Annotated in this window: 17 protein-coding genes; 10 read left to right on the top strand and 7 right to left on the bottom strand. The window is 60.6% G+C overall.

What is annotated here, in order from left to right:
* Positions 1–144: 144 nt before the first annotated feature.
* Entirely contained in the window at positions 145–702 is a 558-nt protein-coding gene (locus RAC79_RS10805; protein ID WP_162934086.1) for a PAS domain-containing protein, read from the bottom strand.
* A gap of 354 nt (positions 703–1,056) precedes the next feature.
* Here RAC79_RS10805 and RAC79_RS10800 point away from each other — a divergent pair, with 354 nt between their 5' ends.
* A complete protein-coding gene (locus tag RAC79_RS10800) occupies positions 1,057–1,794 on the top strand; it encodes a rhomboid family intramembrane serine protease (protein WP_080856455.1) in 738 nt (245 codons plus the stop codon).
* Positions 1,795–1,948: 154 nt separating this feature from the next.
* The gene (locus RAC79_RS10795) at positions 1,949–2,383 is read left to right on the top strand and encodes a CBS domain-containing protein (protein ID WP_142845125.1); all 435 of its coding nucleotides are present in this window, start codon (positions 1,949–1,951) and stop codon (positions 2,381–2,383) included.
* Between the two features lie 71 nt (positions 2,384–2,454).
* Here the strand turns inward: RAC79_RS10795 and RAC79_RS10790 are convergent, their stop codons facing one another.
* From RAC79_RS10790 to folE, 3 genes are all read right to left on the bottom strand, one after another.
* A complete protein-coding gene (locus RAC79_RS10790) occupies positions 2,455–3,396 on the bottom strand; it encodes a patatin-like phospholipase family protein (RefSeq protein ID WP_065655147.1) in 942 nt (313 codons plus the stop codon).
* 94 nt (positions 3,397–3,490) lie between these two features.
* Positions 3,491–3,943, bottom strand: a complete 453-nt coding sequence (gene hisI / locus RAC79_RS10785; RefSeq protein WP_065655146.1) for a phosphoribosyl-AMP cyclohydrolase — start codon at positions 3,941–3,943, stop codon at positions 3,491–3,493.
* Positions 3,944–4,068: 125 nt separating this feature from the next.
* Positions 4,069–4,695, bottom strand: a complete 627-nt coding sequence (folE, locus tag RAC79_RS10780; protein ID WP_003495569.1) for a GTP cyclohydrolase I FolE — start codon at positions 4,693–4,695, stop codon at positions 4,069–4,071.
* 282 nt (positions 4,696–4,977) lie between these two features.
* On the opposite strand from folE, the gene RAC79_RS10775 reads away from it, so the two are divergent.
* The 4 genes from RAC79_RS10775 (at position 4,978) to thrS (ending at position 8,437) form a co-directional block, all read left to right on the top strand.
* Positions 4,978–5,424 (top strand): iron-sulfur cluster assembly scaffold protein, encoded by a 447-nt coding sequence (locus tag RAC79_RS10775; protein ID WP_065655145.1) that lies wholly within the window; start codon positions 4,978–4,980, stop codon positions 5,422–5,424.
* Between the two features lie 3 nt (positions 5,425–5,427).
* Positions 5,428–5,787, top strand: coding sequence for a membrane protein insertion efficiency factor YidD (gene yidD, locus RAC79_RS10770; protein ID WP_142845126.1), 360 nt, complete (start codon positions 5,428–5,430; stop codon positions 5,785–5,787).
* Positions 5,784–6,308, top strand: a complete 525-nt coding sequence (locus RAC79_RS10765) for a DUF1697 domain-containing protein (RefSeq protein ID WP_065655143.1) — start codon at positions 5,784–5,786, stop codon at positions 6,306–6,308. Before yidD ends, RAC79_RS10765 begins: the two co-directional genes overlap by 4 nt.
* Positions 6,309–6,433: 125 nt before the next feature.
* Positions 6,434–8,437: a threonine--tRNA ligase gene (gene thrS / locus RAC79_RS10760; RefSeq protein WP_142845128.1), complete on the top strand. Its 2,004-nt coding sequence runs from the start codon at positions 6,434–6,436 to the stop codon at positions 8,435–8,437.
* 215 nt (positions 8,438–8,652) lie between these two features.
* Here thrS and RAC79_RS10755 read toward each other — a convergent pair whose 3' ends face one another.
* On the bottom strand, positions 8,653–9,633 hold the full coding sequence (locus RAC79_RS10755) for a hypothetical protein (protein WP_003523389.1): 981 nt from the start codon (positions 9,631–9,633) through the stop codon (positions 8,653–8,655).
* A gap of 110 nt (positions 9,634–9,743) precedes the next feature.
* On the opposite strand from RAC79_RS10755, the gene RAC79_RS10750 reads away from it, so the two are divergent.
* From RAC79_RS10750 to RAC79_RS10740, 3 genes are all read left to right on the top strand, one after another.
* Positions 9,744–10,325, top strand: a complete 582-nt coding sequence (locus RAC79_RS10750; RefSeq protein ID WP_142845129.1) for a nitroreductase — start codon at positions 9,744–9,746, stop codon at positions 10,323–10,325.
* Positions 10,325–10,942: a flavin reductase family protein gene (locus RAC79_RS10745; protein ID WP_080856453.1), complete on the top strand. Its 618-nt coding sequence runs from the start codon at positions 10,325–10,327 to the stop codon at positions 10,940–10,942. Before RAC79_RS10750 ends, RAC79_RS10745 begins: the two co-directional genes overlap by 1 nt.
* A gap of 69 nt (positions 10,943–11,011) precedes the next feature.
* Positions 11,012–12,202 carry a DUF2336 domain-containing protein gene (locus RAC79_RS10740; RefSeq protein ID WP_142845130.1) on the top strand — a complete coding sequence of 397 codons (1,191 nt, stop codon included), beginning with the start codon at positions 11,012–11,014 and terminating at the stop codon, positions 12,200–12,202.
* A 142-nt stretch (positions 12,203–12,344) separates the two neighbouring features.
* Here the strand turns inward: RAC79_RS10740 and RAC79_RS10735 are convergent, their stop codons facing one another.
* Positions 12,345–12,764 carry a hypothetical protein gene (locus tag RAC79_RS10735; protein ID WP_078052701.1) on the bottom strand — a complete coding sequence of 140 codons (420 nt, stop codon included), beginning with the start codon at positions 12,762–12,764 and terminating at the stop codon, positions 12,345–12,347.
* A 105-nt stretch (positions 12,765–12,869) separates the two neighbouring features.
* On the opposite strand from RAC79_RS10735, the gene RAC79_RS10730 reads away from it, so the two are divergent.
* Complete coding sequence (locus RAC79_RS10730; RefSeq protein WP_078052702.1) at positions 12,870–13,325, top strand: GNAT family N-acetyltransferase; 456 nt, start codon at positions 12,870–12,872, stop codon at positions 13,323–13,325.
* 183 nt (positions 13,326–13,508) lie between these two features.
* Here RAC79_RS10730 and RAC79_RS10725 read toward each other — a convergent pair whose 3' ends face one another.
* Positions 13,509–14,747 (bottom strand): AI-2E family transporter, encoded by a 1,239-nt coding sequence (locus RAC79_RS10725; RefSeq protein WP_065656017.1) that lies wholly within the window; start codon positions 14,745–14,747, stop codon positions 13,509–13,511.
* Positions 14,748–14,916 lie beyond the last annotated feature (169 nt).

The raw sequence follows: 14,916 nt of genomic DNA, 5'->3' as shown, positions 1-14,916 counted from the left end.
TACCGTGCGCGAGTTAACAGACTGTATTGTTTAACCTCTACAATTTTTCTGATCGGCAATATTGTTGCAGTTCTGACGTATTTTTTTGAGATTCCGGCGCTGTCGGACCTCTCCCGGAGGGGCGGGAGCGTTGGAACAGGTCCGTCAGCAGCTTTCGGCGCGCGGTGTATCCTCGGCCCCCTTGTTCACCGGAAACCCTGCCGGGGCGATGTCCAGGCGCAGCAGGCGGCTGCTTTTTATGGACAGGCACTGGATTGGCGCGGCGAATTCGTGTCTTGGCCGCTCTGCAAGCAGCGCCCCGAGCAACCTTGGGGCGGCGTCGGGATCGGTGCGAAGCGGCAGGAGCAGCATTTCGAATGCCAGCGGTGCGGCGCCATGGCCGTCCTCCGCCTCGACATCGAAGACCACGGGTAACTGGTGGTGCAGGATGCCGCGCGCGACGCGGCAGGGGAAGACGGCATTTGCCGGCTGCCACAATTCCGAAAACGGGCGATCCCGCAATTCCCGCCCGAACAGATCGCAAAGACGAGTACCGGCAAGGCGGAAGAACGGCGTGTTCTCTCCCTTGTCCGTGAGGATAAAAAGATCGCCAAGGTGATGTTTCAGCTTCGCTGGATCGAGGTCCTCGCGTCGCGGGGCCGATCGCTTGCCGCGCAGTTCATCCCAATAGGCATATATGTCCAGTCCGGCCATGCTCTTCATAGCATCTCTCCATGTTCGTTTTTGGGACATCATGTCCATCCGAACGTCTGTATCTGGAGGTGTAGCGATTTTCGTGCCAAGTGGATTTAATAAGGTTAACAAAGGGTTGATGTTGCGCGATGGCGATAGTCGTGGCATCGGAGCGGCCATGTCGGGGAAAGCTCCGTCAGCACAATTCGATGGCGTCGCCTGTTATTTTAAGGCGGACCCGCAAGCCGGACCGCACGCGGCCCGGCGTCCTTGCCGATTGCGGTTTGGGCGTCGAGCGCTTCAAGGGCGGGACGGCTTTTTTTTCGTTCGGGCTTCCTATATTGCTCGGGGAACGCAAAATTCGACCAAGACAGGGATGGGATCATGTCCTATGGGGACGGCGAACAGCCGCCGGTTTCGGAAACGCCGGAGCCGAAAGACGACACGAACAATCCCGTCTTCAACCTGCCATCGCTGCTGGTCGGCATTCTGGCCGCGCTGATCGTCGCTTATGTCGTTCCCGCCTATCTTCTGTCAGAGGAAGGCAATGGCTGGTTCATCTTCACCTTCGGCTTCATTCCGCTGCGTTATGCGGTGCCGTTTTCCCAGCAGGGGCTGGAATGGCTCTGGACGCCGGTGACCTATTCTTTCCTGCATGGCGGCATCGAGCACATTCTCTTTAACGGATTGTGGCTGATGGCCTTCGGCGCGCCGGTTCTGCGCCGGATCGGAACAGTGCGCTTCGTGCTGTTATGGTGCATTTCCGCCGCCGTTTCCGCCTTCGGCCATGCGGCGCTGAACTGGGGCGATGTGACGGTGCTGATCGGGGCGTCGGGTGTCGTTTCGGCGCTGATGGGGGCAGCCTGCCGCTTCGCTTTCCCGGCACGTGGCGGATATAGCGCCTCCTTCGGCCATCTGATGCCGCGGCAGAGCATTCTTGGGGCGCTTTCCAACCGCACCGTGCTGATCTTCACGCTGATGTGGCTGTTCGGTAATGTGCTGATCGCTGTCGGCGTGCCGCTGTTCGGCGATGTCGGCGGCGAAATCGCCTGGGACGCGCACGTCTTCGGCTTTCTGCTCGGCTTCCTGTTCTTCGGGCTTTTCGATCGACGACTGGCCTGAGCCGATCACGCTCCTTGTCGGCCGTGGCGCAAATTTGCTTTCGTGCGTCCCATCCGGGATTGCATTCATGCGGACCTCAGCGCACGATATCCCATGATTTGCAACCGCCGGGGGAGACTGCGGCGCTGCGTATCGCTGAAAAGAGGAGGAAGGCATGCCAACATTCGTAAAGGATCTTCTCGACCGCAAGGGCCGGGACGTCGTGACTGTCGGTCCGGAGGTCAGCATCGGTGAGGCGGCGGGAACGCTGCACGCGCATAAGATCGGTTCCGTCGTCGTGACCGACGCCGATGGCGTCGTTCTCGGCATCTTCACGGAGCGCGATCTCGTAAAGGCCGTGGCGGGCCAGGGTGCCGCTTCCCTCCAGCAATCCGTGTCGGTGGCCATGACCAAGAATGTCATACGCTGTCATCACAATTCCACCACCGATGAGCTGATGGAAATCATGACGGGCGGGCGCTTCAGGCATGTGCCGGTTGAAGATAACGGCCGCCTTGCCGGCATCATTTCCATCGGTGACGTGGTGAAGGCGCGGATCGGCGAGATCGAAGCCGAAGCGGAGCACATCAAGGCCTATATTGCCGGGTGAGTTAGTTCGCGAAGCGTATTAATTCCCTCATTCCTGTCACAAGCACAGGAATGAGGCGAGGGTCTCGCGCATCAGCGCCGGAATGCCTGCTGCATGCGCTCAAGCTCCGGAATGCGGGAGCGCGTTTCCTCATATCCCCGGTCGATGGCTTCGCTGGCGCGATGGAATTCCGAGAGGCCGATATCGTTGATTCGGGGATGCATCATCAGGTCGGGAGGATCGCCCGCCAGGCGCGAGCGCGAAATCCGGTCCTGAATAATGTTAAACGCCTGCACCATGACGCCCGGCAGGCCGGGACGCGGCGGGCTTTCCACCGCCGGTGCTGCGCCGCCATGCGACGGTGAGGCGGCGTGCTTGACCACGGCGGAACGGCCGAAAAGGTCGTAATTCAGATTGACGGCGACGACCAGCGCCTGCTCATAGGCCCGGCAGACCGAAACCGGCACGGGGTTGACGAGCGCACCGTCTATCAGGGTGCGGCCGTTGCACTGCACGGGTTCGAAGATGCCGGGCAGGGCATAGGAAGAGCGCAGCGCGGTGACGAGATCACCCTGGTGAATCCACACCTCGTGGCCGGTGCGCAGTTCCGTCGCGACGGCGATGAAGGGATGGTCGAGGTTTTCGACGCGCAGGCCTTCCAGATGTTCCTGCATGCGTTTGGTCAGCCGCATGCCGCCGAAGAGCCCACCGCCGCCGATGGTGAGGTCGAGCAGGCCGGCAATGCGGCGCATCGTCAGCGAACGGGCGAACTCCTCCAGCTCATCGAGCTTGCCGGCGAGATAACAACCGCCCACCAGCGCGCCAATCGACGTGCCTGCAATCATGCCGATCTTCACGCCAGCCTCGTCCAGTGCCCGCAGGACGCCGATATGGGCCCAGCCGCGAGCTGCGCCGCCGCCAAGGGCGAGCGCTATCCGGTGTTTGTCGACGATCTGGGTGACGGGCGGCTCATTGCCGGTGGCTTCGGGATTTCCAGCCGCAAGTTGATTGTGACGATTTCCCCATCCCAACATGACCGCACTCCCTGCCAGTTCCTCAGGCTCCCCTCAAATCCCTGGAGCCCGCTATATTGGTAGCAAATTGGTGCGGCCGATGGAAGGTGGCCGTTTATGTGTCCGAATAGGTTGTGGCCGGATCGAAATGGCGGGTGTCGTCGGTGATCTTCGTGACCGCATCGCCGTTGGAGAGCTCGACGGTACGATAAAAACAGGAGCGGCGGCCGGTATGGCAGGTCGCGTCATGGCCGGCGACGGAGACCTTCAGCCACACGGCGTCCTGATCGCAATCGGTGCGGAATTCCTTCACCGTCTGCAGATTGCCTGACGTTTCGCCCTTCTTCCAGATTTTGTCGCGCGAACGGCTGTAATAGTGGGCGATGCCGGTCTCCAGCGTCAGCGACAGAGCTTCCGCATTCATATGGGCGACCATCAGCAACTCGCCGTCACGGGCATCGGTGACCACGGCGGTGACGAGGCCGTGAGCATCGAATTTCGGCGAAAAAAGACCTGCGTTTTCGAGCACTTCCTTGTCCGCAGGTGCGGACGGAAACGAAATGGACATGGCTACCCCGGGAGAAAAGCGGAAGGTTTCAGAGCGGCGGAGGCAATGGAATCAGTCCGCCACTCCAAAATTTGTCTGGGCATCGGGTTTCTCGGAAACCCGCGCTACACTTTTCGGTCCAGCGCTTAGCGGTTCCGCACCATGGTCATGAAGCGCACCTGTTCGGCCGGATCGTTCTTGAACGTGCCGGTGAAGCTGGTGGTCAGCGTCGTCGACCCCTGCTTGTTTACGCCGCGCATGGACATGCACATATGTTCGGCGTCGATCATGACGGCCACGCCGCGCGGTTTCAGGGTTTCCTCGATCGATCTGGCGATCTGCGCGGTCATGTTTTCCTGCGTCTGCAGGCGGCGGCCGAAGATTTCGACGACGCGGGCGATCTTCGACAGGCCGAGCACGCGGCCGGCCGGAAGATAGGCGACATGGGCCTTGCCGACGATCGGCACCATATGGTGTTCGCAATGGGAGAAGAAGGGGATGTCGCGCACCAGCACAACATCGTCATAACCGCCGACTTCCTCGAAGGTCGTGCCGAGCACGTCCTGAACGTTCAGCTCATAACCGGCAAAAAGCTCGCGATAGGCCTTGGCGACGCGCTTCGGCGTATCCAGAAGTCCTTCGCGGGCGGGATTTTCTCCTGCCCAGCGCAGAAGAACGCGCACTGCTTCTTCCGCTTCGGCCTGGCTTGGGCGAGCTTCTGCCACGTCGGGTTTTGCGCCAGCGCCGGGGAAATTCTTCACGATCGCATCCATTCCGTCTCTCCCGATGCGGGTAAAGGCCGCACCTGAATTCGTTTTTCATCGCGAACTCATGTTCGCAGTTGCTGCTATCTGGTTGTTTTACAGCATTTTGGCAAGACCGATGCTGTTATTTCGGTATCGGAGCCGTTAATTTCATCACGGCTTGATGTCCAGAAAGCTCGTTAGCATATAATGAGAATGGAGGGCAGGAAAGCTTCACTGCGACAAACGCTGTGTTTGAAAAATTTGACCTGTCCTGTTTTTGGGCAATCTCGAGCGCGCCGGGCACCGACGATGGACGATATCTATAATAATCGCATTCTGGACTTTGCCGGGAATATTCCGCTCATCGGCGTTCTTGAGGATGCCGACGCCAGCGCCGAGAAACACTCCCGGCTGTGCGGCTCTAAGCTCAAGGTCTATCTGAAGGTCGAAGGCGGCATCGTGACGGCGTTTTCGCATGAGGTTCGCGCCTGCGCGCTCGGCCAGGCCTCCGCCTCCATCATGGCGCACCACATCATCGGGGCTTCCAGCGGCGAAATCCGGCAGGCGCGGGAAGACATGCTCGCCATGCTGAAACAGGACGGTGAGGGGCCGGCGGGCCGTTTCGAAGACATGCGGGTGCTTCAGCCCGTCCGCGATTTCAAGGCGCGCCACGCCTCCACCATGCTGACCTTCGAAGCGGTGGTCGATGCGCTCGACCAGATCGAGGGGCGGCCGGCTCTCAACGCCGCGGGTTAGGCGATGTGCGGCGAACCGGGCTGCCGGCACAAGCAGACGGCGGAAAAAGCGGGCCGATCCCGCAACTGGACGGGCAGCTTTGCCAAAACGCCGGGGCGGCTTCTGGGCGTCGGTTTCATCCGGCTTTATCAGCTGACGCTATCCGGCTTCATCGGGAATTCCTGCCGTCACATCCCCACCTGTTCCGAATATGGCTATGAAGCCATTGCCCGACACGGGCTGTGGGCCGGCGGGTGGATGACGCTATTTCGCGTCGCGCGCTGCGGGCCGGGCGGCACCAGCGGGCTGGACCCGGTGCCGGAAGCGCTCGATGGCGGCAGGCGCTGGTGGATGCCCTGGCGTTACTGGAGCCTGCATCGATGAATGACTATGTGGCCCTGCTGCACAGCATCGTGCTCGGCGTGGGCAAGCGGCTCGTCATGGCCGATCTCAGGGCCTTGGGGGAAGAGCTGGGATTTGCCGAATGCAGAACGCTGGTCGCGACTGGAAATCTGGTTTTTCGCGCCGGGGCGGCACCTGTTCGTGAGATTGAGGACAGGCTGGAGCGCGCCTTCGAAGACCGCTTCGGCAAACATGTCGATATTCTCGTTCGTTCGGGCGGCGACTGGCTGAAATTGGCAGCGGACAATCCCTTCGCCCAAGGCAATCCGCCGGATGTCTGCGTTCGGGTGATGCGGGCGCCGCTGGACAACGGCGTCCTCGAATTGCTGGAGAAATACCGTGAAAGGGAAAAGATCGCTCTTGCCGGCGGCGATCTATGGATCGATTTTTGCGGCAAGCCGAGCGAGAGCAGGCTGCTGTCCGTGCTGACCACCAAAAGGCTCGGTATCGGCACGACCCGCAACGCCAATACGGTCAATGGTCTCGCGCAAATGCTTCGCTAAGCTATCCTTCGCCTTTGACTGCAATGGCAAAAGCCTTTATCAGCCTGCCTGTCCGCTCGTCGCGGGCAAATCATTATTCCAACACCACCCGCATTCGTTGGCGGGACTGGACAGGAGATTAGACAATGTCTGAAGCTGTTTCCCTTACATTTCCCGATGGATCCGTGCGCAGCTACCCCGCCGGTACGACCGGCCGCGAGGTCGCCGAATCCATTTCCAAATCGCTTGCCAAGAAGGCTGTCGCCATTGCGCTTGACGGTACCGTGCGCGATTTGTCCGAGACCATCACCGATGGGAAAATCGAGATCGTCACGCGTGAAGACGGCCGTGCGCTGGAACTCATCCGCCACGATGCCGCCCACGTCATGGCCGAAGCCGTGCAGGAGCTCTGGCCCGGTACGCAGGTGACGATCGGCCCTGTCATCGAGAACGGCTTCTATTACGACTTCGCCAAGAACGAACCCTTCACGCCGGAAGATCTGCCGAAGATCGAAAAGCGCATGAAGGAAATCATTCTGCGCAACAAGCCGTTTACACGGGAGGTCTGGTCGCGCGAGAAGGCCAAGGAAGTGTTCGCCGCCAAGGGCGAGAACTACAAGGTCGAGCTGGTCGACGCCATTCCGGAAGGTCAGGACCTGAAGATCTATTATCAGGGTGACTGGTTCGATCTCTGCCGTGGTCCGCATATGGCGTCCACGGGGCAGATCGGCACGGCCTTCAAGCTGATGAAGGTGGCCGGGGCCTATTGGCGCGGTGACAGCAACAATGCGATGCTGTCGCGCATCTACGGCACCGCCTGGGCGACGCAGGAAGAGCTGGACAATTATCTCCACGTGCTGGCGGAAGCCGAAAAGCGCGACCACCGCCGCCTCGGCCGCGAAATGGACCTGTTCCATTTCCAGGAAGAAGGCCCGGGCGTCGTGTTCTGGCACGGCAAGGGCTGGCGCATGTTCCAGACGCTGACGGCCTATATGCGCCGCCGGCTCGCCAATACCTATCAGGAAGTCAACGCGCCGCAGGTGCTGGACAAATCGCTGTGGGAAACCTCCGGTCACTGGGGCTGGTATCAGGAAAACATGTTCGCGGTGAAATCCGCCCATGCCTTCACCCATCCCGATGACGAGGAAGCCGATCAGCGCGTCTTCGCCTTGAAGCCGATGAACTGCCCGGGTCACGTACAGATCTTCAAGCATGGCTTGAAGTCTTACCGTGAAATGCCCGTCCGCCTTGCGGAATTCGGCACCGTGCATCGTTATGAGGCTTCGGGCGCTCTGCACGGCCTGATGCGCGTTCGCGGCTTCACGCAGGACGATGCGCATGTCTTCTGCACGGAAGAGCAGATGGCGGCGGAATGCCTGCGCATCAACGACCTCATCCTGTCCGTCTACGAGGATTTCGGTTTCAGCGAAGTCGTCGTCAAGCTCTCCACGCGTCCGGAAAAGCGCGTCGGTTCCGACGATCTGTGGGATCGCGCCGAAAGCGTGATGATGGATGTTCTGAAGACCATCGAGGAACAGTCCGAAGGCCGCATCAAGACCGGCATCCTGCCGGGCGAGGGCGCGTTCTACGGGCCGAAGTTCGAATATACGCTGAAGGACGCCATCGGCCGTGAATGGCAATGCGGCACGACGCAGGTGGACTTCAACCTGCCGGAACGTTTTGGTGCCTTCTATATCGACCATAACTCGGAGAAGACCCAGCCGGTGATGATCCACCGCGCCATCTGCGGCTCGATGGAGCGTTTCCTCGGCATTCTCATCGAGAACTTCGCCGGCCATATGCCGCTGTGGTTTGCGCCGCTTCAGGTCGTGGTTGCGACGATTACCTCGGACGCGGATGATTACGGCCGCGAAGTCGCCGAAGCGCTGCGCGAAGCGGGCATGGCGGTCGAGACCGACTTCCGCAACGAGAAAATCAACTACAAGATCCGCGAGCATTCGGTGACCAAGGTTCCGGTCATCATCGTCTGCGGACGGAAAGAGGCGGAAGAGCGCACCGTCAACATCCGCCGTCTCGGTTCGCAGAACCAGACGCCGATGTCGCTGGAAGATGCGATTACGAGCCTCGTGGACGAGGCGACGCCGCCGGATGTGAAGCGCAAGCTTGCGGCGAAAAAGCAGGTTGCCTGATAGCAGTTACGGCCCCTTCGGGGGCCGTTTTGTTTTTGGGGATGTGCGGGTAATTTCACTGGCAAAGGCGACGCATTCACCTCCGTCACCCCGGACTGGATCCGGGGTCCAGCGCGATCAAGTCCTTGATCGCGAAAGACTCTCTTCACGACGCAGACGCGTCGTGGCTGGATGCCGGATCAAGTCCGGCATGACGTATGAGATGTAGGTGACGCCTACTCGAAGTCCCCGGTCATATCTTCCGGCGCCTGATCCTTCATCAGCACTTCCACGTCCGAATCCCGGCCGGAGGTCACTTTGAAGTTGCGCTGGTAGACCTTGTCCTTGTTGCGGGCGATGGCGGTATATTCGCCTTCCGCCAGCACCATGGTCGAAAAGGCGCTGACGCTTTCGTTCACCACATCGCCGCCGCCGTTGAGCACCGACCAGGCCGTATCGGCAATGGCCTCGCCGCCCTCTTCGGAAACGAGCTTGAGGGTGATCTGGGCAGCCTGGTGCTGGAGCGTCGCTTCCGTCAGCTTGCCGGCTTCCACCTGGATGTCGGCGCGCACCACCGCGTTGACGTTGCCATATTCGGAAACCACGTGATAGGTGCCGGCATTCAGGCGCACGATGGTGTTGGGCTTGATATCGGCCATGACGAGGCCGCGCTCGCCATCGGGGCGGGCGTCTGACGAATAGACGGAAAATTTGAGCTGGTTGCCGGAAATCTGCTTGTCGGAGCCCGCAACCGCATTCAGCACGAAGCCGCCAGCATCGAGAATCAGCACCTGTTTCTGCACATTGCCGGAGGTCGGGACATTGAGTTTCTTGGTAACGCCCGCGCGGCCGAAGGCGACGTTGACGAAATATTCGCCCGGCACCAGATGGAATTCCGCCGAGCCGCCTTCCGAACTTGCCAGCATCGGCAACTTGCCGTCCGCGCCGGGAATGGGGCTGAAGACGCGCCAGGACAGGCCTTCCTTCACCGCTTCGCCTTCGCTGGTCAGCTTGGCTTCCATGTTGATATCGCGGGCGGTGCTTTCCGGGGCGTTGGGTGCGGAAGGGGCGGTGAAAGCGTTCAGCTTCGGCATTTTCGGCGTGCCGCCGAGCTGCTTGAAGTCTTTGAAGGCGTCCTGTGAAAAAGCGGCTTGCGATAAAAGACCAAGCACGGCACATGCAATGGTCAGACGTGCCGCGATTTTGATTGCCGACATTTTCGATACCGATTGACTTCTTGATTTTCCCGGATCACTTCAAAACCAATGCCGTGGCTATTTCAAGGCCCATGTTTTTGCGATGACAGCAGAATGGAAGATTTTTGATCATGACAAATGATATCAAGCTCCTCGATTATCTCAAGGTTCGCCGTTCCACACCGGCCTTGCAACTTGCCGAGCCGGGGCCTTCGAAGGGGCAAATCGAGGACATCCTGCGCCTTGCCGTGCGTGTGCCTGACCATGGCAAGCTCGCCCCCTGGCGCTTCGTCGTCTATCGCGGCGAGGAGCGTGTGCGTCTCGGTGAGACTGCGCTGAGAATCGCGCTTGAAAAGAACCCGGAACTGGACCTGCAGCAGCAGGAAGCAGAACGCACCCGTTTCACCCGCGCGCCCGTCGTTATCGCCGTCATCAGCACCGCAAAGCCGCATTTCAAGATTCCGGAATGGGAACAGGTCATGTCCGCCGGTGCTGTGTGCCTCAACCTCATCTTCGCCGCCAATGCCAGCGGTTTTGCAGCGAACTGGCTGACGGAATGGCTTGCTTTCGATTCCGCATTTCTCGCGGAAATCGAGGTCGGCGCGGAAGAGAAGGTGGCCGGGTTCATTCATATCGGCTCGACGACATTCCCGCCGGTGGAGCGGCCGCGGCCGGAGCTTGCCGATGTCGTCACTTGGGTCGGGGACGTTTGATGTTCTACACCACGGACACCAACCAGCATGGCCTGCCGCATGATCCGTTCAAGGCCATCGTCGCACCGCGTCCGATCGGCTGGATCGGCTCGAAGGGCAGGGATGGTTCCCTCAACCTCTCGCCCTATTCCTTCTTCAATGCGATTTCGGACCGGCCAAAGCTTGTGATGTTTTCCTCCAGCGGCAGGAAGGACAGCCTGCGCAATGTTGAGGAAACCGGCGTCTTCACCGCCAATCTCGTCAGCCGCCATCTGGTGGAGCGGATGAATGCGTCTTCGGCACCCGTCGGCTATGATGTCGACGAGTTCGCCCTTGCCGGCCTCACCGCCGTTGACGGGCGGGTGGTGGATGCGCCTTTCGTGGGCGAGGCGCTGGCGGTTCTGGAGTGCCGCGTGACCCAGATACAGCAGCTTAAGGACGTGGATGGCCAGCCGGCGGATTCGTGGATGGTGATCGGACAGGTCATGGCGATCCATATCGATGAAACGATCATTCGCGACGGGCGCATCGATATGGGGCTGTCGCGACCCGTGGCGCGCATGGGCTATATGGATTACTGCGATGGCGGCAGCGATGTATTCCAGCTGCAGCGCCCCTCTACTGCGCCGTCAATATAGTCCTTGTTCGGCGGCGGTTAATTTTTATGGTGAACCAAACGTAAACCATTTGCGCCTAGAGTTTTATACATGGTGGCGGCGATGATGCCGCCATCCATTGTTGCGAATGTTTTCGAGGCTCAGGTGATCGTACAGGCATTTCTTCGCTGGTCTGAAAAGGCTGGATCGACCGAGCGGGCGAAAGCTGCCAATGCTCTCGGCCGTGCCTATCTTCAGTCCGACATGGCGCGCGAGAACCGCGATGCCGCCTATATGGCGATGACCTATCTGCTCGACGATCCTTCGCCGCGTGTGCGGCTGGCGCTTGCCGAAGCGCTGGCGGATGCCCATGACGCACCGCGCGCCATTCTCGTCTCACTCGCCGAAGACCAGCCGGAAATTGCCTGCACCGTCATTGCACGTTCACCGGTTCTCGGCGAGGCCGATCTGGTCGATCTCGCCGGGCGTGGAGAAAGCCTGACGCGCGCGCTCATCGCCGCAAGGCCGGGACTGCCGCGCGGTGTCTGCGCAGCGCTTGCCGAAGTCGGCGATCTGCCGGAAACCATCATCCTGCTCGAAAACGACGATGCCTTCATCACGCCGTTTTCGCTCAGGCGCATCGCCGAGCGCCATGGCTCGGACGCCGATATTCGCGACCTCCTGCTCCGCCGCGAGGCGCTGCCCGCCGATGCACGTCACCTGTTGATGGGCCGCATCAGCGAAGCTCTCGCGGGCTCCGCGTTGGTTCACGCAATGATCGCACGCAACCGCGCCGACAGTCTTTTCCGCGAGGCGGAAGATTCCGCCACCATCCTTATCGCCGCCAGTGTCTCCTCGCCGGAGCTGCCGGCGCTGGTGGAGCATCTGCGCCAGCGGCTGGAACTGACGCCGGCGCTGCTCATCCATGCCGTCTGTTCGGGCCGGCTGGAATTTTTCACGGCGACCATGGTCAATCTCTCCGGTCTCGATGACCGCAAGGTGCGCGCCATTCTGGCGACCGGACGGCCGCATGCCTTGAAGGCGCTGTTCCAGTCGGTCGGTCTTTTCGGCGATGTTGTCGATGTCTTCATGGAGGCGACGCTGATGTGGCGCCGTGCCGCCCGCTCGCAGCTCTCTGATGTGGCGGCCTCCGTCTCGGCGGAACTGCTGGCGCATTTCCGTGACGTCAACGGTTCCGAAACGCTGTTCGAACTGCTGCATGCCGTGCGCAAGCTCGCCATCGCCGAAGAGCGGCAGAAGGCGCGGTATTATGCGGAAGCGCTGACGGTGGAGGCGGCGTGAGGTCCGGGTATTTCGCGGGTGCATCCTCTCACCCTCATTCCTGTGACAAGCACAGGAATGAGGGAAGTGGGGGCTTTGCTGTTAGAGGAAATCTCTACCTCGCATCGGCAAAGTAAACCGCCGCCGCTTTTTCCCAATCGCCTCACTTATCGAACCGCTTGGCGATCCACGAATAGCTGTTTTCAACCATCCTCACCGGTGTGCCCAAAAGATGCTTTATGCCTTCGGTGGAAGGCAGGATACGGCTGACGCGGCTGATTGCCTGTTTGGTGAGGCTTTCCTCTTCCTTCGGCGTAACAGCCACCGTTGCCTGCGGTGCAGTGGCCGGCGCCGAGGCGGGAGGTTGCGTGCCGGCCGTCTGCGGAGCCTGTTCGCCCGGTGTCTGGCACACGGCCACCACCACGGGGTAAGGCGCGTTAGCGTAACGCTCCAGCTCCTTTTCCGACACGGCGTCGCACAGTTCGATGCTCGTCCAGCGCTGCTGGGAGGTGGCGAGGTAATGGCAATCGGTGGCGCTGTCGTCGCAGCCAAGGAAGGTCATGAGAACGAGGGCTGTTTTCATGGTGTGTGTTGCCTCTGTCGGGAATTATGCTCTAGAAACTCATCTATCCCGATTGCAGTGACATTACGACGAAATACGCATTTTATAGAGAAGGCAGGCATCGCATTGGCCACCGAAATCAAGCTTGAAACACCCCGGCAGGATGCGGTTCTGCGCCTCATCGACCTTTCCAACGCCTATATGGCCTCGCTTTACCCGGCCGAGAGCAATCATCTGGTCGATATCGGCGCGCTCGAGCAGGACAATGTCTCGTTTTTCGTGGCCCGGCACGATGGCCGCGTGGTCGGCTGCGGCGCGCTGGTGGAGGCGGGAGACGGCACGGCGGAGGTGAAGCGCATGTTCGTCGATCCCGATGCACGGGGATTGCGGATCGGCAAGCTGATCATGGACACGCTTGTCGCGCGCGGCGCCGAGCTTGGCCTTTCCGCCATCCGCCTCGAAACCGGCATCAGCCAGCCGGAGGCGATCGGTCTTTACCGCAAGGCGGGGTTTGTGGAGATCGAGGCCTTTGCGCCCTACAGGCCGGATCCGCTCAGCCTGTTCATGGAGAAGGTGCTTTAGGCCTACGGCGCGAGATTGCCGTATCCTGCACGTCATCCCTCGGCCCTGTGCCGAGGATCCAATCACGTATCGTAGAATCAATCGGTGGCAGATGCTCGGGACAGGCCCGAGCATGACGGATGCGCCGTTTAAGGACTATCTATAGGCACCAGCGTCGAGGCGTGTGCCCGTAGGCTTCACCGATCAAAACGCCGCTTTCCGAAACGCCGTCGTTTCCTCGCTATTGTCTTCGAGCGCGGCAACCTCATCAACGGCGTTTTCCTGCGTGGGCGGTGGGGGCGGAACCTCGGCGCTGGCGGCGGCGGAGATTTCCACCTCACGCACCCATTCGCGCCAGATCGCGACCAGGAGCGCCATCAGCACCGGGCCGATGAAGAGGCCGAGGAAGCCCATGGTCTTGACGCCGCCGACGAGGCCGAAAAAGGTGGGCAGGAAGGGCAGCTTGATCGGCCCGCCGACGAGTTTCGGACGGATGGTCTTGTCGACGATGAAGAGTTCCACCGAACCCCAGACGAACAGCGCCAGCCCGTGGGCGGGCGAGCCGCTGGCGACCAGATAGATCGACACCAGCGTAAAGGAGAGCGGCGCACCGCCCGGAATGAGCGCCATGACGCCGGTGAGCACGCCGAGCGTGACGGGCGAGGGCACGCCGGCGATCCAGTAGGCGATGCCGAGGATGATGCCTTCGCCGATGGCGATCAGCGTCATGCCTGTGACGGTGGAGCTGATGGTGGCGGGCACGACGCGGGAAATGCGTTCCCACCGCGTCGGCAGGATGCGTTCGCCCACCAGATCGACCTGCCGGGTGAAGCCCGCGCCGTTACGGTAGACGAAGAACAGCGCGATCAGCATGAACAGCAGGGTCAGCACAAGGTGGAACGCGCCGTTGCCGGCGGCAAGGATCGCCCGGTAGATATTGCCGATATTGGCACCGCTGACGAGCTGGATGAGTTCGCCGATGGCGCCCGGCGTGCCGATATATTTCACCCATTGTTCGCCGAGCCAGGGGCCGACGGCGGGAAGGGCGGCGATCCAGTCCGGCACGGGGGCGCCGGTCTTGTTAACATGCACCGCCCAGCCGAACCATTCGCGGATTTCGCTTGCCGTATAGGAGGCGGCGATGAAAATCGGCACCACGAGGAAGGCGAGGATGAGGATGATGGCGATGGTGGCGCCGAGCGTGGTGTTGCCGCCCACCTGCCGCAGAAGCCGGGTATAAACTGGCCAGCTGGCGAAACCGATGACGAGAGCGGCGAGAACGGGGACGAGAAAGCCATGGAAGAAATAAATGCCGGCAAGGGCGACGAGAACGAGAAGCCAGCGCGCAGCCGAGATGGGCGGGATCAGGGCGATCCGCGTCGGGCTGGCGGGACCAAGCCATCTTGGTTCGCCACTGGGCTTACGGCTGTCAATGTTACTCACGGCAGGCTCTTTCTCGCATTCTCCCCGAAGGGTGCATTCACTCTGTCACACCGATACATATAAGTGCAATATAATCGGATCACATTACCGTTGTGTGTTTATTGCTGAACCTATTGAACGATTTTGGTAAAAATAGAACATCGGTCTTGGCGCGCGCATCGAAATATGA

The organism is Agrobacterium sp. LR_9 (assembly GCF_041954855.1).
In the GTDB taxonomy this organism is placed as follows: Bacteria; Pseudomonadota; Alphaproteobacteria; order Rhizobiales; family Rhizobiaceae; genus Agrobacterium; species Agrobacterium leguminum.
Note: the sequence above shows the minus strand (reverse complement) of the source record. Positions and strands in the feature narration are given on the sequence as shown.